We start from the raw sequence: 19,727 nt of genomic DNA, 5'->3' as shown, positions 1-19,727 counted from the left end.
TTATCGGTCACTGTTTCCCCGTGCTCGAGAGATCTTCCACTATTAAAGATGGGGTGTAACAGGAACCATTCCACTCAGCGTCACTACCCAGTTCCATCAATTGTTTGAGAACTGTATAAACGTTTCCTGCGACCATCGTATCCTTAATGCGTCCGATCACTTCACCCTTTTGAACGAGGTAACCCAAATCAACATTAATAGAAAAGTCTCCTGACATCTCAGTATTTCCACCTAGCATTTGATCCACGATCAATCCCCGATCCAAATGTTGAATTAGCTCTTGTAAGGTTCCCGAACCGGGTTGAATGAGGAAATTGAATAAACCAGGAGTGGGGTAGCTATTTAATCCAGGACGAAAACTATTACCAGTAGAGGGCATTCCTAATTGACGTCCTGTTGTGCGATCGCTGTAAAAATTCTGTAGGACGCCATTTTCTATAAAGACTAAAGGCTGAGTTGGAGTCCCTTCATCATCAAACGGACAGCTGTAGGGTCCTGCTTCGGGGTCTTGGTAGAGGGTTAAACTTGGAGAAACGACTAATGTCCCCATACGACCTCCCCAAGGAGAAGCTTTTTCCAAGACTCTTTTGCCATTTAAAGCCGCTTGTACGGTACTCCAAAGCATATCTGCAGCTTTGGATGTGAACAAAACTGGAACGCGACCGTTAGGGGATGGGACATTTTTTTTTGCCCAAGCCAATCGTTGTAAAATTTGCTGAGCCACTTTTTCAGGCTGTAGGTTATTGCGTTTTATTTCACCATCAGCAACGCTTAAGAAATCGTCACCGCGTACCCATTCTGCTTCTATGTAACAACTGAGAGTTGTATCCGTATAGTGACAATCTAAACCTCTGGTGTTAACGAGTCTGGTTGTTTCTACATCGCATTCCCAGTCACCGGTACAAACGACATCTGGGTAATGCTCGCGAATGAGTGCGATCGCTTCTTTACCCCATTCTACCAACTTTTCTACAGAGACGCTTTTCCCTAAATCTGGATAGAAAGGCTGATAGTTACCATTTAATTCTACTATTTCTTGTTGGTTTAATTGACTGAGGGCTAAAGCACGTTCTACCAATGCTTGTGGTTCTACCGGACCGTAAGCTACTGCTAACCCCGGACGCCCGTTTTGCCACAACCGCAGTGCTGTACCTTCTGATTGGCTGGTTTCTAACTGCTTGAGGCGATTGGCTTCAAAAAACACGGGTCGAGACAGCGACAGTGACTGATACACCTCGGCTGCTTCTGCTCCTGATTTTACCGAAAGTTCAAGCAATTGCTCTGCTAGTGAATATTGAGGTAATTTTTGAGGCTCCATGTTTTTTGCTTTTGAATTGCTAATGGCTAATAGCTAATGGCTAATGGCTAATTGTTCTTCTATTAGCTACTAGCCATTAGCTATTAGCTCATCCCCCAATCAATTTACGGCAGATTGACCTCTTGTAAAAGCCAAAATCCAGCAAAAGATTCTTCTTGCGGATTGGACTGCACTGCTATAAAATGCAATCCGTTGGCTTTCTGCTTTGCGGCTTCAAAAGCTTTGGCTGTTGCTAAAGTTTGGTCATTTTTGATATTTGCCAAAATCCAGCTTTCAGTAGCACCCGTTTCCAAAACTAATCTTGCTCCTTGAGTGTTGTCGAATTTCAACCACGCCAACTCCAAGCCAGACATCCACGCTGCTAGGGGTAATGCTCTAGGTGAGAAAATTAAAATACCGGGAATACGGGTTTCCGGGGAAACTTGCGCGAGTTCTAGAGGAAATGCTTCCCTAAAACCAATTTCCCACTCGTGCATATCGGCAAAATCTGCACCCTGTAAGTTGACAAAATTCCACTGCTGTCCTTCCAAAGCATCTGGTAACCGTTGAGGTAAGGGATTGTCCAAACGCACTGAGGGATTTGTTCCTGCTTGATACCCTGGTTCTTGGGGATAAACTTCTTCCATCCTCTGTTGCAGCCATTGGTTCAGCAGCAGAGTCCGGCGGCTTGGTTGTGCGGGAATGCCAAGGTCCTTGCAGGCTTTTGTAATCATATTGTTCATTTGACGGCGGAAAAAGCGGATTCTTTTTGGAGAAACACCAGCTTTCTCAATGGCTTCTTCGATCGCCGTCCGCAACCATACTGAATTCACTTCAGTACTGGGGCAATACTTGGTAAAGCGAAAAACAGAATCGACTTTGGTGCGCGTATCTAACGGGCTTTCGCATACCAAGACTTCCCAAAGTTTTTTTTGATTTTCGTCCAGTATTGGACGTGAGTAAAAATCGAGTTCCCAAATACTGCCCATGTTATGCCGTTGAAATTTGGCTACTTTTTTATATCTTTATGATACGGGGGATTGGGGACGGGGGATTGGGAGACAAGGAGGACATGGGAGACAAGGAAGAATAAGTTATTCTAAAAGCTCCTAGAAATCAGCGATCGCCTCAGGCATGACTTTCATGGTTAATACAGTTTTTGGCTACTTTGTCAATTCATAGATTTTATATTTGTCAATTCATAGATTTTATAACTGTTAAAAACAACTATATTAGAAATTTAATTTAGAAATTAAATTCTTGATAAAGATTGTTTGTGTCTTATGTAAAAATTCTATTAAATAGGTCATAAATTTAATACTTTTTGGGCTGTCCTGTATTAAGTTGAGGACTAAGTACCAAAAATAATTATGTAAAGGTCATTCCCAAATCGTGAGTTTGTGCAGAAAAGAGCGCAGCTCTGAAATCTAAACTCAGAGGTCAGTTGTATGTCTTGTCTAGCTTTTATTAGATCGATTCTCCAGACTCACATTCAGCAAGCACTGCTGAAAGGTAAAATTTTTGTAGGATATAAACTCGTACTTAAAACAGTCCCGGCTGTCAGAATTCCTGGTGGCTTGACTCCACCCTAGCTTAATAGATTTAAATGGCTCTCCTGGGAGGTAGGAAAGGCACAATTTTACACTACCTGTGCCTTGTAGGAGATATGTCATTTTTAATTATTGTGTTTGTTTCTTAGTTCATAAGATTCAGAAACCTTCGCTAAATTCTCAGTCTGTGGGGGGAGTTTTAATCCCAGTTCTTGATATAGCTGCACAGACTAAAGAATGCTGGTGTCTCTGAGTCTGTGTTAAATGCCTTTTTCTCTATACAGTCAAGAACTTCAGCCTCCTTGACTGTCTGCTGTACGTGAAAAAGATTGCGTTCAAGACTTTCCAAAAGCTAATTTTTCTGTTGCCCATTTTTATTAATGCAACAAGAAGGCAACTCTGAACAGTGCGGGAAAATTTGCTTTTTGGTTCTATCTGCATAATATTGCTTGTCTTGGTTTGAGTCCCCCATTCTTATTGAGAAGGTTCTACCCAAGCGTATGGGTATCCTATCTGAGGCTCTAAAGCCAGTACAAAAAGGCATAAGTCTGGAGGCAGAGATCGCAATACCGTGACCTTCTGTACCCTTAATGAACTTAGTTGAAAGATATAGACTTTGGATTTCTATATTTTTAAGCTCTGCTTCATTAACGTTCTGCGAGTTTTGTCTGTGAAAGCTATTTTTTGTTGTGACAGTAGGAAATAAGATGAAATCCATGCCTCAACTTCTAGATAAATTGAATGAGAAAAGACTCCGTTTTGATTACTTAGACGGATTGCGTGGGCTTGCATCTCTGTATGTCGTCCTTGTCCACATTGAACCATCAATTGGAGGACAACTGCCTCTATTCTGGCTATTTCTAGGAAGAGCGATGAAATACGGTGCATTTAGTGTTGTAATTTTCATTGCTCTTTCAGGTTACGTTTTAATGCTGCCGGTAGCTCGTTCTGAAAGCGGTTATATATCAGGAACTTTAATTAATTATGTTAAGAGACGAGCACGGCGAATTCTACCACCTTACTATGTGGCTCTATTTATGTGTCTGCTACTAGCAGGAGCTATCTTCTTATTAGAAAACTTCACAAGTTTTCAGTGGCACAAAGAGGCTGGAATCGGACCATTCTCTCCTAACTTTTCTTTTATTGATGTTTTATCTCACCTGCTACTTGTTCACAATCTTGACGCCAACACGTACATGACGATAAACCCACCTATGTGGACTGTAGCAACAGAATGGCAGATATACTTTTTGTTTCCGCTATTGTTACTGCCTGTTTGGCGACGGTTCGGATTGTTATCAGTCGTGATTATCGCCTTTGCAATTGGCATAACACCAATCTATTTACTCAATGGATTATTTGAATCAGCAAATCCTTGGTTTATTGGTATTTTTACCTTAGGAATGGCAGCTGCAGATATTGGATTTTCTCAAAAACCCAAGCTAGTCACTATGAGAAGTTCCCTACCGTGGGGTTGGTTGACTGTTACCTTCGCTTGTATTGCCTTTTTAACTGAGTGGCGAAAACTGGAATTACATATATGGATTGGTCAGACTTTTTTTGGTCTTGCTGCTGCTTGTCTATTTATTTATTGCACCAAGTTTTTAATGCAGGGTAAACAGCTTCCTTTTGTGCTGCGTTTTTTACAACATCCTTGGGCGATCGCACTTGGGACTTTTTCGTATAGCCTATATCTTACTCACGGACCCGTCTTAGTATTCGTGCGTTACTTTTTGTTTTATCTGCCAATTTCTCCAGAGCTATTTGCAGCTGCATCATACATAGTAGGTGTGGCAATGTCATTAATAACTGCTTATTTATTTTACTGGGCTTTTGAGCGACCATTTATGTCTGGTTTTATGAAAAAACACCAATTAAAAGATACATTTATGTGAGTATCAATGCAAAGTAAAGATAAGCATTGTACACTTATCTTTACGATAAGTTTTAGAGAATATACTTTCGATACTTGATAGCGTTAACAGTCAAAAAAAGAATAATATGAAGACAACTATAGAAACATATCCTGAGAAAAAAATACGTCTTTCTTTCTTAGATGGAATACGTGGTTTAGCAGCATTATATGTCGTACTTTGTCATATTTTGCCGCACCAAGCAGAGAACTTACCTCTGTGGATAAATTTACCAACAAAACTAATACGATATGGTTCTTTTAGCGTTGCAGTTTTCATTGTACTTTCTGGCTACTGTTTAATGCTGCCAGTCACGCGCTCTCACACAGGTTATATTCCAGGAAGTCTATTCGATTATTTTAAAAGAAGAGCGCGAAGAATTTTACCACCTTTCTACGCAACAATTGTTTTATGCTGTGCAGTTGCTTTAGTTATATTAACTTTGGAAAAGTTTACTACTTTCCAATGGCTTGAAATGGAATACGATTGGTTTTCCCCTCACTTTTCCTTTGTCAGTGTGATTTTGCATTTTCTAGTTATTTATAATTTTGTTCCTGGAACGGATGTTTTTATTATGAATGTGCCATTATGGAGTGTAGCTTTAGAATGGCAAATTTACTTTTTATTTCCTATTATTTTTCTTCCTATATTGCGGCGCTGGGGTTTATTATTTGTCATTACAATCGCCTTTTTAATTGGGCTAACGCCTCACTATTTATTCAATGGTTATATGGATGTCAGCCGCCCTTGGTTTGTTGGTTCATTTACTATTGGAATGACAGCATCAGAAATTGCATTTTCGCAAAAACCACAACTGATAAAACTCAGACAATCTTTGCCATGGGCTAGGTTAGCCACAATTTTTACGGCTGTTGCTGTCATCACTCATTGGAAAAAACTAGGTGTAGATGCTTGGATTTTCGAGACTTTTGCTAGTATCGCAGCTGCTTGTTTGATAATCTACTGTACTAAAATTGTGGTTGAGGGGAAAACACTACCTCCAATCGTGCAGCTATTTGAGCATCCTTGGGCGATCGCACTCTCAAAATTTTCTTATAGTTTGTATCTTACTCACGGACTAGTACAAACGTTGGTAAGACACTGGCTTATTACCCTAAAAATGTCTCCAGTCACGTTTACCGCAACATTATACGTAACAAGTGTGGGGCTATCGTTACTATTTGCATACTTTTTTCATCTACTCTTTGAACGACCATTCACGTCTAATCCTTTAAAAGGATACAAAATCAAACACATATAAGTTACTTCATCAAACAATCTCAAGCTAGGTCGATCGGTTATACGAACCACTAGTCCTTACTTAATCGGTAAGGACAGTATAAATTCTGTTCCTTGACCAATGTCTGATACCACTTCAATGTTACCCTTGTGCTTTTCAATAATTGTGTAACAAATACTTAATCCCAACCCAGTTCCTTTTCCTACTGGTTTAGTTGTAAAAAACGGATCGAAAAGCTTATTTTTAATTTCTGGAGGAATTCCAGGTCCATTATCCTTGATTGATATTTTGATGCGATCGCTATTTACCTTTGATGTTTCGATCGCAATTTGTTTGTTGCTTCTTTGGTTATCATCTAATAATGCATCTATCGCATTATTTAAAATATTCATAAAAACTTGATTGAGTTGAGCCGGATAGCATTCAATTAAAGGTAAATCTCCATAATTTTGGATCACTTCAATCTCTTGCTTAATTCTATGATTGAGAATTAATAATGTATTGTTTAGTCCCTCATGAAGATCGACTTCTTTCATATCAGCTTCATCTAGCCGAGAGAAGTTTCGCAAAGATAGCACAATTTCCCGAATGCGCTGTGCGCCTATTTTTATAGATGAGAGTGTTTTGAATAAATCTTCTTTAAGAAACTCCAATTCAATTTCTTCTATCTTCTCTTCAATAATCTTAGGATTTTCTGGATATTCCTGCTGATATAAATATATTAAATCTAGCAAATCTTTAAAATAAAAACTAGCACATTCAATATTGCCATAAATAAAGTTAACTGGGTTATTAATCTCATGAGCAACCCCTGCTACCATCTGACCGAGAGATGACATTTTTTCTGTTTGAATGAGTTGACCTTGAGTGGATTGCAGATCTTGCAGTGCCATTTTCAGTTCTTGAGTTCGTGCTTCTACTCGTTGTTCCAAAGTTTGGCGAGAAATTTCTAGTTCGTGGGTATAATCTCCTACCCATTGCACCAATTGATTGAGTGAAGTTGCTAGAGTCCCTACTTCATCAGCACTGGTGACAGAAGCTCTGATCTCGAAATCTTTTTCTTGAGTAATTTTTCTAGCAACATCAGTGACTGCAACTAGAGGACGGGCGATTACCCAACTCGTGTAGAGAGCCAATACTACGGCGATCGCAACTGACAGCACCATGCTGCCAAAAATTGTTTGCAGTCGCAGTACTTGAGCATTACTAAAACTAATATTTGCTTGTTGTTTTTGATTTTTAGCTCGGATTAAAATTCGACTTAAATCTTCTGAAAGTAGTTCAAAGTTCACATTTATGCGAGCAGCTTCTTGACCTTTCAAGATAACCATAAAATCATTCTGGCTACTTGTTTTTTTTGGAAGCTCTAATTTAGGGGATTCTATTTGATTCCAAAAAGATTGGATAAAAGTCGTATATGATGTAAGATTTGATTGATACTTCGTGAGAATTTTTTTTAACTCTTCAGGTTCTACGGCTACTTGCTCGGGATTTTTTTTGATAAATGACTCAAGTTCAGCTAAATATAGCTTGACCCGATCTACATTGGCTAAAAACTTATCTTTTTCAAATTCCAACCAAACAGAATCATCGAGGACTGTTATAAATCGTTGTGGATGTAATTGTGTTGTTATCACAGCATTTTCTAAACTTCTTAACATATCTTCTTGGCGATCGGCTAGCTCTAGCTGCATCTGAGCTTGTTTTTCGTAATAGTCGGCAATGAGTAACCCACTTGTTGTTCCTAGGATTGCAAGACCAATTGATAAAGAATATCCGTAACCAATTTTTTTAGCAATACTTAAGCTATTAATGAAGTGATTGATTCGAGCTAAGAAATATTTTAAGCCTGAGTGTTTCTCTTTAGCTTTGCTTTCTAGCTTTTTTGAAGCAGAACGAGAACCGCGAAATAGCATTTTTTCACTCTTGCTAAATAAGGAGTTAAGAGAGCTACAAGAAGTATTAATGATATTTTTAGCTGCACCTAATATCGAAACCCCGCTCGTGAGGATTAAATATATATAAATTCTATTTAGTTTTCGAGACGTATATGGTTATTTGGGTAGACATTGCTTGTCAAACTTAGAATATGGCAGGCAATGCTCACCCTATATAATTTAAAATTTTTCACAAATGATTTAGGACTGCTATATTCTTCATGCTATTGGATAGTTAGGTATGAAGACAGCAGTAATATTACGGATATCAACAAAAATAATATTTTTATTGATTAAGCATCGTATTTTAAGTATTTACTAAGAATTCTTTTGCTTTTTTACCTAAGTAGTTGAGAGCAAATTCAAAAACATAAGTATATATTCGGTTTTCATTAAAATATTTAATTATTAAATTAAATGTTTATTATCATAAAATATATGTGAGCAAGTGATATCAAGAATTTTGCTAAATTCTTTACTGCTCAGCCCCACTGTTACGATCGCAACCTTCGTTGTCTCACTTTCAACAGTTACAGCTGAAGTATCAGTTCCAAGCCAAAATCAAACAGATAGCAGCGCGGACTTTTCTCAAAATAATCAACTACAGGTTACTTCCGTTTCTCAGTTATCTGACGTACAGCCTACAGATTGGGCTTTTGAAGCGTTGCAATCTCTTGTAGAACGGTATGGTTGTATTGCAGGGTATCCTGACGGGAGTTATCGGGGTCAGCAAGTTATAACACGATACGAATTTGCTGCTGGGTTAAATGCTTGTTTAGCTCGGATAAATGAACTCGTTACTAGTACAACAGCTGATTTAATAGCTAAAGAAGATTTAGCCATACTTCAAAAACTGCAAGAAGAGTTCGCCACGGAACTTGCTCAGATCCGCTCGCGCATAAATGTCTTAGAAGCTCGCACAGATGCGCTACAAACGACTCAGTTTTCAACCACGACTAAACTTACGGGTGAAGCTATCTTTGCCATGGCTGGTGTTTTTGGTAGTGATGCAGCCGATCGCGATCGCAATCCCAATAACAACTTAGATTTGCAAGATCATATTATATTGGGCAATCGCCTGCGACTAAATTTGGATAGTAGCTTTACTGGCAAAGATCTTTTAAGAATTCGCTTGCAAGCCAGAAATGTTACTGAGTTTCAAGGCGGTGTCACGGGTACGAGAATGACTCGTTTGGGATTTGATGGAAATGAAGACAACAAAGTTGGTTTAGATGACTTGTACTATTACTTTCCTATTGGCAATAAAGTTAAAGTGACTCTGGTTGCTGTTGAAGGTAAATTGAATGATTTTGTCCCCACCTTCAATCCTTTAGAAAGTTCTGGAAGCGGTAGTATTTCTCGCTTTGGGCGGTTTAACCCTATTTACCGAGTTTCAGATGGAACAGGGGTAGGTATTAACTACGAATTCAGCAAGTCTACTAACCTCTCTTTAGCCTATCTTGCTAGTGATGCTAGGGATTCTACTGATAAAAACGGTCTTTTCAATGGGAACTACGGTGCTTTAGCGCAATTCTCCTTTAAGCCAATCAAAAATTTAGACATGGGCTTAACTTACGTTCACTCCTATTATGCAGGAGGCGGTAATAGCGGTGTCAATCTAACAGGTAATACCGGTAGCGCTAATGCTAGGAGACCATTTGGTAACGTCGCTACTTCAGCAGATTCCTTTGGCTTGCAAACCAGTTTCCGAATCAGCCCTAAATTCATCCTGTCTGGTTGGGTAGGGTATTCATTTGTAGAGTCAGAAGTGAGTCGCGATCGCGCAGATATTTTTAACTATGCCGTGACTTTAGCTTTACGGGACTTAGGAGGGAAAGGTCATCTTGCTGGTATTGTGATTGGTATGCCACCAAAAGTTATAGAAAGCAGCCAAGTTTCAGATCGAGGAACTTCTTTGCATATAGAAGGTTTTTATCGCTTAAAAATTACAGATAATATCTCCATGACTCCTGGCTTATTTGTCATTACAAATCCAGAACATAACAACAATAATAGTAGTATCTTTGTAGGGGTTATTCGGACTACCTTCAAGTTCTAAAAAAACATATCTTGTCCGATTGCTCGATATACCTCACGAATCATATTATAATCAGAATCATTTACAGAAACAAGCTGAGATTTTTTATATTTTTTGTTTTTACGTCCGAGTATCAGAGCTTGAATAAGTTTATCCTGATTCTCGATCATGCGCGATTTAATATGTTCCACAATGGCACGATCGAATTTGCTATTGAGAATAAAAACATCGTTAGGTAAGGGCGGGCTTTGTGCTACGATTAAAAACTCACTTTCTGCTTTTTTTTCTACAACTTCTCGCTCGTAGGTATTGTTTGAAAATGCTGATGCATAAACTTCACCTTTTTTTAAAGTCAGAAAGCGCTCTGTTTCCTCCAAATTAACTATTTCAACATCAGACTTAGGATTTAATCCAGCATCTATCAGCATTTTCAACGGGCTAAGATAGCTACCTGCTGCTCCTAAATCGCCTAAAGCAATTTTTTTGCCTTTCAACTGTGCTAGTGATTTAATACCGCTTTTGCGAGAAACAAGGATGAGTGAGTGGTAATTTGGACGTGTGATAGCAGTCAGGGGAATAGCTTGAGTTCTTGCGCGTATAATCACATACTCAGACGGTCCAATTAAAATAAGATCGACTCGATCTGACTGTAAAGCAGTTGCAGCTGCAATGTAATTTTTTACTGCTACAAACTCTATCTTCGTTTCTAAGACCTGTTCGAGTGCTATTTTAAAACTTCCAAAACTCCGCTCTATTTCTTCTAAAGTTTTGTCATCTGTTACTGTAAATCTTAGTGTTTTAGGCAAAGTAACAGTAGAGTCTTTAGAAGAAGAATTGTAGTTTTTAGTTGTTGTACAACTAGCAATAAATAGGAAAATATTGTAAATTAATTGTCGTCTGTGCATGATATTTAATTGTAAAATAGAATTTTATGAAAAAAATACTTAATTTTGAAATTTCGACTGTAACAGATGGTCAATGGAATCTTGATAATTTACTTAATAAAATCACCTTCCCCTATGGCTCTATAAACTTCCCGAATCATATCGTAATCAGTATCAACAGCCACAGCCATTTTTGAGCCTTTAAATTGCTCGTTTCCTGGAGCTGATAAGATAGCTTGTAGTAACTTATCTTGATGTTTGAGCATTAGATTTTGTATATATTCTCTTAACGCTGGATCGAGGTTGTTACTGACAACAAACACGTCACTAGGTAAAAGCGCTCCACGTGCGATCGCTGGAAATTCTGTTTTAGATAAACCTGCATCTTTCAAAGCTTTCTCATATCCAGAGAAAGAGCGTGCTAAAGCATCAACATTTCCTTGTTTCAAAGCTTCCATTCCCCTGTCTCCTAAAAAGAGAATTTGGACATCAGATTTTGGATCTAACCCAGCATCAAGAAGCAGCTTTATAGGATAAATGTGTCCGGCGGTTCCTCCCTTTGAGCGCATAGCAATTTTTTTGCCTTTTAATTGGGATATTGACTCGATACCACTGTCAGCACGGACAGCAATGACTGCGTAGTACTTTTGTCTTGTAATAGCAACGACAGGAACTGCTTTTGCTCTAGCATTTAAGATGACATATTCTGATGGACCTGCAAGAACTATATCTACTTGACCTAATTGCAAAGCTGGTGCTGCTGCTATGAAACTTTCTACAGGGAAAAATTCAATTTTTATATTTAAAATATCCTCTAATACAGTCCGAAAAGCCTCATAATTTTGCCGTAATTCTTGAATACCTTTAACATCTGTTACTGTAAATCTTAGTTTCTTAGGTAAATTGATAACTGATTTATTAGAAAGGCTATTGAGTGGATTGGCAATTGTACATCCACTACTAAATAGAAGAGCATACAAAATCAGTTGACGTCGTTTCATTTACTTCTAAAAATTCTAAAAAATAAATTGTGTAAGAAATTTAAAATTAGATAAAATTAAGACAGATAGTTAACTATTGAATGCTAAATATTCTTGAAATGCAAAGAGAGAATCATTTTTGTCAAAAATATCGGAATTTGCATACCAAGCACTAAAATTAAAATAATAATAGAGTTGTCACATATTAATATGATTAATAAAAAAAAGGTACAGTAGTATCACTGATATTGTAATTGCAGGGAAGCCACTTCCCATAGTAAATTGGTTTTTATAATCTCTCTTACTTAAGTGATTTAAAATTGCGATCGGACAAGCAAAATCTGTTTGTACTGACTAAATTGTTGAGGTAGCAGAAGAGGCAGATTTAGTATTAGTTGAAAAAAACTACTTACAGTCTCGCTAGCTGTTACGTTATTAGCTCTTTCTTAAGTAAAAAGAGGCTGGTGTAGACTCTATATGATTGCAAAGGCTAAATTGAGTATAGTGAAGATAGGTTTACACCAGTTTGTTATTTTTGTAAAATAACTCGTTAATCAGGATTCGCAAAATAATAAATGGACTGGATTACCCTACTGCGATCGCTACAGGCAGATTTTATCAAAAGATTCACATCTGGTCGTTTGCTGCATTGTGAAATAGAAGGACAACATAGCGAATTAACAGTTATTTCTGGTGAGAGATTAAAGGGACTGCGGGAGTTTTGCTGGCAAATGGCTGAGAAATACAAACGTACTTCTCCCGTTCGTGATGTGTTTATCAGCAATCTCAAAGGAAAGTTAGGTGAAGAAGTTGTTAAAGAGCGTTTGGCAGATTTTATTACAGAAGTTGATTATGACAAACGCTTCGGTGGTGATGGTAAGGTTGATTTTACACTGACTTTTGACTCTTCTGTTGGCATCGCAGTAAAATCACGTCACGGGAGTCTTGATAAAGCTAGATGGTCGATTGGTATAGAAGAAGTGCAAAAAAATGCAGTTGTTGTTTGCATTTTGATTCAAGAAGAGGTGAATGAAGCACAACCAGAATATCATCTCTTCTTAGCTGGCTTTCTTCCGACACAAATGATTAAGCTGAGAACAGGCAAAGTTACATTTGGAATGGAACAATTAATGTATGGTGGAGGATTGCGTTGTTATTTAGAACAGTTACAAACTTTTACAGATGATAACTTTCCCCGACAACAAGCTCCTATTTACAGATATCCTCCCAAACGAGAAGTTCTGGAGGTACAACCCAAACCCCAGTTGATGAAGCCTAACTTCTATCGTGAGGAAAATATCCCTTCTCCCTCACGAAATGAAGAATTAAGCCAGCTTTATATAAAACTGGGTGATGAATACTTTGAGAAAGGAAAATATGATGGTGCAATCGAAGCTTACAATGAGGTTTTGCAAATCAATCCCAAAGATATCATCATTTATTACAAACGCGGTTTAGCCCGCTATCATTTGGGAGATTATGAAGGTGCGATCGCCGATTACTCCCAAGCCATTAGAATAAATCCTTATTATGGTAAAGTCTACACCAGAAGCGGTTTGGCTCGCTATCATTTGGGAGATTATGAAGGTGCGATCGCAGATTACTCCCAAGCCATTAGGATAAATCCCAATGACGCCTTTGCTTACAAAAACCGTGCTGATGTGCGTTCTCATATAGGCGATCGTCAAGGCGCATTAGAAGATTATTCGCAAGCAATGAGGATGAATCCGAACTTGCTAAAAGATAAGCAAGGATTTTCTCAAGTTGCTGAAGTTCATCCTACCGACGCAGACAGTTATAAAAAACGCGGTCAATCTCGTCACGATATGGGGGATTATAAAGGAGCGATTGAGGATTACACGCAAGCCATTAAGAAAAACCCTCAAGATATTAATATTTTTTATCACCGAGCCAATGCTCGTTACGATCTAGGAGATTACGAAGAAGCCATTAAAGACTACAGTCAAGTTATTCAACTCAATTCTCATGATGCTAATGCTTATTTCAACCGAGGATGTGCTTATTTGAATTTAGGAAATAAGCAAGAAGCCCTAGAAGATTTTCAGAGAGCAGCAGATTTTTATCGCAAAGAAGGCAAACTAGAAGAACACAAAAATGCACGGGAAAGAGTTCTTGATTTAGAAATAGAAGACTCATTAGATACTTTAAATTTTTAGTCAATCGGGCTTGATGAGGGGAGCGATAACGAATGAAATCCCTAAAAGACTCTTGAAGTTACTTAAGCCCCAAGCAAATAAATCCCACGACAAAAACCGTGGGAAAGACTTTACATGATGCCAAAGTATTAAGTTTCAGTGTTACATCTATTACAAATATTAGCTTCCTACTTTTGATAGATAAACATGAGAGCCAAGTTTAAGTATTGTTCTAAGACTGCAAGCGATTTTTTGCCCACGCCTCAACAAGCTCTCTAACCCAAGCACCACAAGGTTGTGTGGGATCTTTTTCTTGCTGAATTTGTTCAATAACCCAATCATCTAAAACCACTGATAAGGTAGTTTTGTTTTTTCTATAATTTTTGTTATATTGTTTTACCTTTTCTTTATGTGCTTTTTGCCATAATTTTGCTGATTCACTTTTTGCCATACTGATATTTTTGAGTTCTCTTAATTGACTGTTATTATAGTAAATTATAACATTTGTTGTTTGTAGAGTTTCTGGCAAATTGCTATTTTTTAGTGTTTCCCTACTGCTATCTTGCACCTACACCCTTCACCATTTCAGACTTGTATCTGCGCCGTGTTTTCAAACGACTCGTTTAGGATCTTAATTTTCTAGATCCCACCTTATAAAGCTACGGTGGTGACACAAGGCTTCTAAAGTGCATTAAAAGCGGTTTCGATCCCCCCTAACCCCCCTTAAAAAAGGGGGGAACTTCATTCCAATTCTCCATATTCAAACAACAAAAAAGAGGAGGTAAGAATTTTTAACTCCTAACTCCTCATTTTTTGTTATTAACTAAATCAATTAATATCCGCCTTCTTCTTCATACTCCGGCTGTCTTTCCTTAATCTTCTTGGGAATATTCACGGGTTTTGGTGGTTCGTCATCAGCCCAAGCATCGCGGTCTAAATCGTCGTCAAAATCGTCATAGTCATTGCTGTATGGCTTGGGATTTTTAGGCTTTGATTCGTACTTGGGTTGTGGCTTGTACCTATCTTGACCTGTTGCTTCACTCCAATTGTCTTCTTCCTCTTCTTCGTACTGAACGGATTCGTACTGTCGTGCTTCCATCACCCGACGCTGAGGACGTTCTTCTTCATAATAATCCTCATGCCATTCCTCCTCCATAACGGGTTCGGGTGCGCGGGTAATTTTTGGCTTTGGTTGCTCTAATGGGACACCGGGCGGTAATTGTTTGTCTGGTGTTATTGTGCGGGAAGCATAACCTCCCCCATATTCTTCTGCGTCTTCACGCTCCCAAGGTGCTCTCCCAATACCCAAACGCTCTAACACACCAACTGTAAGTTGGGTGACTCGCTCTTCTGCGCCTTCAAATACAATCAGTCGATTTGGTCCGGTGCTGACAATTTCGTCTACTGAAATCTCGTAAGTACTCAGAAATTGATCGGGAATTTGCGGTAGCCCTAAAGACGCAATCGTAATCGCGTAAATCTTTCCTGTTTCCCCGTTGAACTTGAAGCCCCTGACTTTACCCAACACGTCTCCTGTTTCTGTAATAACTTCCCAGCTGACTATGTTGCTGTAAGATTCGACTTCAATGTCTTCTATGACATCTTCATTATCAACCAAAATGACATCACCAATTTGGTTGATGCTATTGAGATACATATAACGCGGCACGCCAGAAATAGAGATCAGGCTATCTCGCAAGCTAAGAGCCACAACCTCTCGCTGATCGACATCAACCCAAACTTGACTGATAATGCCAAGCCGTTTGCCGTTATCGCGGGTGATTACCTGGGTGTTTAAAATATCGGAACGTCTAATAATTTGTTCAGAGGTCATTATGTACCGAGTCCTGATCTCGAATCCGGTTGTCTATATACACTATTATTATCAAAAACTCAAGCATTCGTATGGTTGGATTGTAACTTAATACCCAAAACTTGGGTGTACGCTCCTCTAGCTTGAGTCACGCCAATTGTGCGTTCGGCTGATTCTATCATCGGTCGGCGCAAACTGACAACAATAAATTGTGCTTGTTGCGCCTGTTGCTTAATCATTTTAGCTAATCGTTCTACGTTTGCCCCATCTAAAAACATATCAACTTCATCAAAAGCGTAGAATGGCGATGGACGGTAGCGTTGGAGCGCGAAAATAAAGCTTAATGCTGTCAGGGATTTTTCTCCTCCGGACATAGAAGCAAGTCGCTGTACTGGTTTGCCTTTGGGGTGTGCAACTAGGTTTAATCCACTGTTAAATGGGTCTTCTGGATTGTCGAGTTGCAGATAACCGTCACCTTCGGAAAGGGTCGCGAAGATGGATTGAAAATTTTCATTTACGGCGTCGAAGGCTTCTTTAAATGCACGCTGGCGCAATGTAGTAAAGTTTTCAATTCGTAACAAAAGTTCGGTGCGTTCTCCTTCTAAAGTCTGGAGTTTTTCGCTGAGTCCTTCCAAGCGCTTTTGGGTACGCTCGTATTGTTCCAAGGCGAGCATATTGACGGGTTCCATTGCTTGGAGCCGTTTGGCTAGCGATCGCAATTCTTTTTGCAGGTCTTCTAAATCCACTTTATCTGGGACTTCTGGCAATGGGCTGGGTAATTCTGCGCCTACAGTCCGCAATTGCTCTTGCAATGTCGCAAATTCGGCTCGCCTGGTTTGCTGGGTTTCTTGCAGCTTTTGCTGTTCCCATTCCAACTGTTGCTCTCTGGTAACGTGCGATCGCAATTCTTGTTCGGTACGGTCGCGTTGTTGTTTTTCTTCTCCTAAATTCTGTTCCATTTCACTCAAATTTGCCCTGATTTCTGCAATTTGAGTGTTGAGTTCTGCAATTTGTGTGGATACGCCCTGTAAGGTTTCCGTTGATGATGTCTGTTGCTCTTGATATTCTTGGATGCGGTTTGAGCATTCTTGAATTTTCTCTTGCAAGCGCTGCTGCTGGTTTTCTAAATTTTTCAGTCTTTGCTCCCCTTCTCGCAATGCTGCTTCTCTTTGTTGTAATTGTTGCTCTTGAATTTTAATAGTCGCTTGAATTTGCTGCCATTCTTGAGGAGTTTGGGACTGTTCTAACTCCGTCAATGCTTGTCTTAAATGTTGCAACTGCTGTTCTTGTCCTGGTAAATCCCGATCTAAAACCTCCAAACGGGATTGAGCTGTTGCTAGCTTTTCCTGGTTTTGAGTTAATTGCGATCGCGTTCCCTCTAATTGTGCGGTCAAACTTTTAATCTCTTTGTGTAGCTGTTCGGCGTACAACTGCTGTTCTCGTCGCCCTTGTCTTGCTTCCGTAAGTTCTTGTGCGAGCTGTTTTGTTCTGACTGACAGAGAACTTATGGCTTCACTACAGCGCTCTAAAACCTTTTCAATATCTGCTAATCGACGCTTCAAACTCAAAACTTCCTCTGATTCTGCTGCTTCCACCGTCCCAAACCGCAACGCCGAGCGCTGAGTTGTGCTACCACCAGTCATGGCTCCACTGGTTTCTAACAATTCTCCATCTAACGTTACAATTCTATACAATCCTAAATGCTGGCGTGCTTGTTGTAAAGTTTCAAACACTACCGTATTCCCAAAAACGTAAGCAAATACATCTTTGTAACGGCGATCGCACTCAATCAAGTTAACAGCATAATCAACATAGCCATTTGCATAACGCAGGGTAAAATCTTGAGTTAATTTTGGAGCTTGAATTTTAGTCAGTGGGAGAAAAGTTGCCCTACCAGCACGTTTTTGCTTGAGTAATTCAATTCCGGCTGAAGCTATGCTGTCATCTTCCACGACTATGTGTCCCAAACGCGCCCCAGCAGAAATTTCTAAAGCCAATTGATAGCGAGGGTCTACGCGTCCCAACTGTACTACCATTCCGCAAACACCAGGTATACCCGCTTGCAAAATCACTTTACTAGCTTGAGTTCCTTGGACTTCTTGCTGGGCTGCTTGTTGGGCTTCTAGCTTGTCTAAGGAGCGTTGTTTTTCCCTTTGTTCTTGTAAAAGACGCTTTTGGGTATCTTGTTGGATTTGCAGTTCTTGTTCTGTGGCTGATAAATTTTCCGCTAGGGCTTGAATGGGTTCGCTAGAAGCATTAAATTTGGTTTCGACTTGTACGTACTCAGCTTGTTTTTCTGCTAATTGGGGTTCTAAAGTTTGAATCAGTTCCGTTTGTTCTTGGATGAGTTGCTGTAACTGATTGTTGCGTTCTCTTAATTGGGCTTGTTCCGTGCGTTGCGGATCGACAGTTTGCAACACCGCTTCTATTTGACGGTTGAGGGCTGTTTGTTGCTGTACCCAAGCTTCTGAGGCGGAAGCAATTTCTGCAGCTATTTCGCGAGATTTTTCTAATTCTTGTCGTGCTTCATCTCGTTGGGTTTGTAGGGATGAGATGTATTGGGTTTGTTCGATCTCGTTTTGGGCGAGTTGTTCTAAGGTTTGGTGGTGTTGTTGAATTTCTTGCTGTGTTTGTTGCTTGCGTTTGATGGTTTCTTGGATGGCTGCTTCTAGTTCTGTTTGCTGGCGTTGAAGTTGCTTGCGTTCGGCTTCTTGGGTAGCTAGGGTGGATTGTACTGCTAAAAGCTGTTCTTCTCCCAAGGATTTAACATGGGCGTTAAGTTGTTCGAGTTGGGCTGTTTTTTGGGCGATTTCTGATTTTAGAGCTGCAAGTTGGTTCTGGATCTCGCTCTTAGTGCGATCGCCTTCTTGGATTTGTGTGGATAGCTTTTCTTGCTGGGCTTGTAAGGAACGCCATGATAAAACGGTTTCCCAAAGTTGTTTTTCTTGATACTCAGTACGAAGTTTTTGGTATTTTTCTGCTTTAGCACGGTCTTGGGAGAGGCGATCGCGTTGTGCAATTAACTCTGTCTCTACAATACGACAGCTATCTTCCTTTTCCTTAACTTCATCAAGAGTTCCTTTAGCTTGGGTAATTTTGCGGTCAAATGCTGCTACCCCTGCTAATTCATCAATAATTTCCCGTCTTTCGCGAGAGTTCATGGAAATAATGCTGGTGACATCCCCTTGGAGTACAACGTTGTAACCTTCTGGGTGAATCCGCAGTTTCTCTAGTTCTTCGTGCAGTTCTGTAAGGGTACAAGAAACACCATTAATGTAGTAATTTGAGGTGTAGGTTCCCTGGCTTGTCACTCTCAGCCTTCTGGTGACGCTCCATTCCACACCAGATTTTGCTTGAATTTTGGCTTTGCGAAATTTTTCTTCTTCGCTTTCTTCCTGGCGATCGGTTTCTTCATCAGGTGATAAATCTGTAATATCTGGTTCTTCGTCTATAACGACTTCTGTAACTTGGTGTACATCGTCTACAACTAAGTCTGATAAATCAAAGGTTACCGTAACGCTTGCTTCGATACTAGATTTTCCCTTTGCCGTTTGATTGTTGTTGACTAAATCGGGTAGGCGATCCGCCCGCATTCCCTTAGAACTGGCGAGTCCAAGGCAAAAAAGCAGGGCGTCAAGAATGTTGGATTTCCCAGAACCATTGGGTCCGGAAATGACAGTAAATTCCGGCAGTAAGGGGACAGAAGTCGTACCGCCGAAGGATTTGAAGTTTGTGAGTTCTACCCGTTTTATATGCACCATAGGTGGTTGCTAACTGGGGTCAATGAAGTTCAAGTGTACCAACAAAGTCATCAAGAGGTTAGGGGGTTTGGATGATGGAACCGTAAGGGCGCACAGGAGCCAGCGCCGTGCTTAGAGCAGTGCGGTCTTGGGCAAAGCACAAGAGGAGCAACTGCGGA

At 39.7% G+C, this 19,727-nt stretch carries 13 protein-coding genes; 5 read left to right on the top strand and 8 right to left on the bottom strand.

Going from position 1 to position 19,727, the window contains the following annotated elements; genetic code table 11:
- Positions 1 to 7: 7 nt before the first annotated feature.
- Positions 8 to 1,318, bottom strand: coding sequence for a TldD/PmbA family protein (locus AB0756_RS27120; protein ID WP_050045271.1), 1,311 nt, complete (start codon positions 1,316 to 1,318; stop codon positions 8 to 10).
- 104 nt (positions 1,319 to 1,422) lie between these two features.
- A complete protein-coding gene (locus tag AB0756_RS27115; protein WP_038071843.1) occupies positions 1,423 to 2,286 on the bottom strand; it encodes a Tab2/Atab2 family RNA-binding protein in 864 nt (287 codons plus the stop codon).
- Positions 2,287 to 2,745: 459 nt separating this feature from the next.
- Here AB0756_RS27115 and AB0756_RS27110 point away from each other — a divergent pair, with 459 nt between their 5' ends.
- From AB0756_RS27110 to AB0756_RS27100, 3 genes are all read left to right on the top strand, one after another.
- Positions 2,746 to 2,889: a hypothetical protein gene (locus tag AB0756_RS27110; RefSeq protein ID WP_167844735.1), complete on the top strand. Its 144-nt coding sequence runs from the start codon at positions 2,746 to 2,748 to the stop codon at positions 2,887 to 2,889.
- A gap of 674 nt (positions 2,890 to 3,563) precedes the next feature.
- Positions 3,564 to 4,742, top strand: a complete 1,179-nt coding sequence (locus AB0756_RS27105; protein WP_038071839.1) for an acyltransferase family protein — start codon at positions 3,564 to 3,566, stop codon at positions 4,740 to 4,742.
- Between the two features lie 106 nt (positions 4,743 to 4,848).
- Positions 4,849 to 6,021, top strand: coding sequence for an acyltransferase family protein (locus tag AB0756_RS27100; protein ID WP_038071837.1), 1,173 nt, complete (start codon positions 4,849 to 4,851; stop codon positions 6,019 to 6,021).
- Positions 6,022 to 6,077: 56 nt separating this feature from the next.
- On the opposite strand, the gene AB0756_RS27095 is transcribed toward AB0756_RS27100, so the two are convergent.
- On the bottom strand, positions 6,078 to 7,916 hold the full coding sequence (locus AB0756_RS27095; RefSeq protein WP_038071836.1) for a sensor histidine kinase: 1,839 nt from the start codon (positions 7,914 to 7,916) through the stop codon (positions 6,078 to 6,080).
- A 469-nt stretch (positions 7,917 to 8,385) separates the two neighbouring features.
- Here AB0756_RS27095 and AB0756_RS27090 point away from each other — a divergent pair, with 469 nt between their 5' ends.
- Positions 8,386 to 9,996: an iron uptake porin gene (locus tag AB0756_RS27090; RefSeq protein ID WP_038071834.1), complete on the top strand. Its 1,611-nt coding sequence runs from the start codon at positions 8,386 to 8,388 to the stop codon at positions 9,994 to 9,996.
- On the opposite strand, the gene AB0756_RS27085 is transcribed toward AB0756_RS27090, so the two are convergent.
- Complete coding sequence (locus AB0756_RS27085) at positions 9,993 to 10,880, bottom strand: phosphate/phosphite/phosphonate ABC transporter substrate-binding protein (RefSeq protein WP_038071832.1); 888 nt, start codon at positions 10,878 to 10,880, stop codon at positions 9,993 to 9,995. The two genes, AB0756_RS27090 and AB0756_RS27085, sit on opposite strands and share 4 nt — an antisense overlap.
- Positions 10,881 to 10,969: 89 nt before the next feature.
- Positions 10,970 to 11,860: a phosphate/phosphite/phosphonate ABC transporter substrate-binding protein gene (locus tag AB0756_RS27080; RefSeq protein WP_038071830.1), complete on the bottom strand. Its 891-nt coding sequence runs from the start codon at positions 11,858 to 11,860 to the stop codon at positions 10,970 to 10,972.
- 554 nt (positions 11,861 to 12,414) lie between these two features.
- Between AB0756_RS27080 and AB0756_RS27075 the strand changes: the two genes are divergently transcribed.
- Positions 12,415 to 14,016, top strand: a complete 1,602-nt coding sequence (locus tag AB0756_RS27075; protein WP_038071828.1) for a tetratricopeptide repeat protein — start codon at positions 12,415 to 12,417, stop codon at positions 14,014 to 14,016.
- A 211-nt stretch (positions 14,017 to 14,227) separates the two neighbouring features.
- Here the strand turns inward: AB0756_RS27075 and AB0756_RS27070 are convergent, their stop codons facing one another.
- From AB0756_RS27070 to smc, 3 genes are all read right to left on the bottom strand, one after another.
- Positions 14,228 to 14,524, bottom strand: coding sequence for a hypothetical protein (locus AB0756_RS27070; RefSeq protein WP_408104023.1), 297 nt, complete (start codon positions 14,522 to 14,524; stop codon positions 14,228 to 14,230).
- A gap of 303 nt (positions 14,525 to 14,827) precedes the next feature.
- Positions 14,828 to 15,829 carry a PRC-barrel domain-containing protein gene (locus AB0756_RS27065; protein WP_038071825.1) on the bottom strand — a complete coding sequence of 334 codons (1,002 nt, stop codon included), beginning with the start codon at positions 15,827 to 15,829 and terminating at the stop codon, positions 14,828 to 14,830.
- Positions 15,830 to 15,888: 59 nt separating this feature from the next.
- Entirely contained in the window at positions 15,889 to 19,569 is a 3,681-nt protein-coding gene (gene smc / locus AB0756_RS27060) for a chromosome segregation protein SMC (RefSeq protein WP_038071823.1), read from the bottom strand.
- Positions 19,570 to 19,727: the final 158 nt, after the last annotated feature.

Source organism: Tolypothrix campylonemoides VB511288_2, assembly GCF_045999855.1.
GTDB classification, from domain to species: Bacteria; Cyanobacteriota; Cyanobacteriia; order Cyanobacteriales; family Nostocaceae; genus Scytonema; species Scytonema bouteillei_A.
The sequence above is the reverse complement of the archived record's forward strand: the minus strand, read 5'-3'. Positions and strand labels throughout refer to the sequence as shown.

Bases quoted from the DNA above. Each gene is read 5' to 3' on its own strand.
- AB0756_RS27120 (WP_050045271.1), bottom strand. From the start codon at position 1,318: ATGGAGCCTCAAAAATTACCTCAATATTCACTAGCAGAGCAATTGCTT.
- AB0756_RS27115 (WP_038071843.1), bottom strand. From the start codon at position 2,286: ATGGGCAGTATTTGGGAACTCGATTTTTACTCACGTCCAATACTGGAC.
- AB0756_RS27110 (WP_167844735.1), top strand. From the start codon at position 2,746: ATGTCTTGTCTAGCTTTTATTAGATCGATTCTCCAGACTCACATTCAG.
- AB0756_RS27105 (WP_038071839.1), top strand. From the start codon at position 3,564: ATGCCTCAACTTCTAGATAAATTGAATGAGAAAAGACTCCGTTTTGAT.
- AB0756_RS27100 (WP_038071837.1), top strand. From the start codon at position 4,849: ATGAAGACAACTATAGAAACATATCCTGAGAAAAAAATACGTCTTTCT.
- AB0756_RS27095 (WP_038071836.1), bottom strand. From the start codon at position 7,916: ATGCTATTTCGCGGTTCTCGTTCTGCTTCAAAAAAGCTAGAAAGCAAA.
- AB0756_RS27085 (WP_038071832.1), bottom strand. From the start codon at position 10,880: ATGCACAGACGACAATTAATTTACAATATTTTCCTATTTATTGCTAGT.
- AB0756_RS27080 (WP_038071830.1), bottom strand. From the start codon at position 11,860: ATGAAACGACGTCAACTGATTTTGTATGCTCTTCTATTTAGTAGTGGA.
- AB0756_RS27075 (WP_038071828.1), top strand. From the start codon at position 12,415: ATGGACTGGATTACCCTACTGCGATCGCTACAGGCAGATTTTATCAAA.
- AB0756_RS27065 (WP_038071825.1), bottom strand. From the start codon at position 15,829: ATGACCTCTGAACAAATTATTAGACGTTCCGATATTTTAAACACCCAG.
- smc (WP_038071823.1), bottom strand. From the start codon at position 19,569: ATGGTGCATATAAAACGGGTAGAACTCACAAACTTCAAATCCTTCGGC.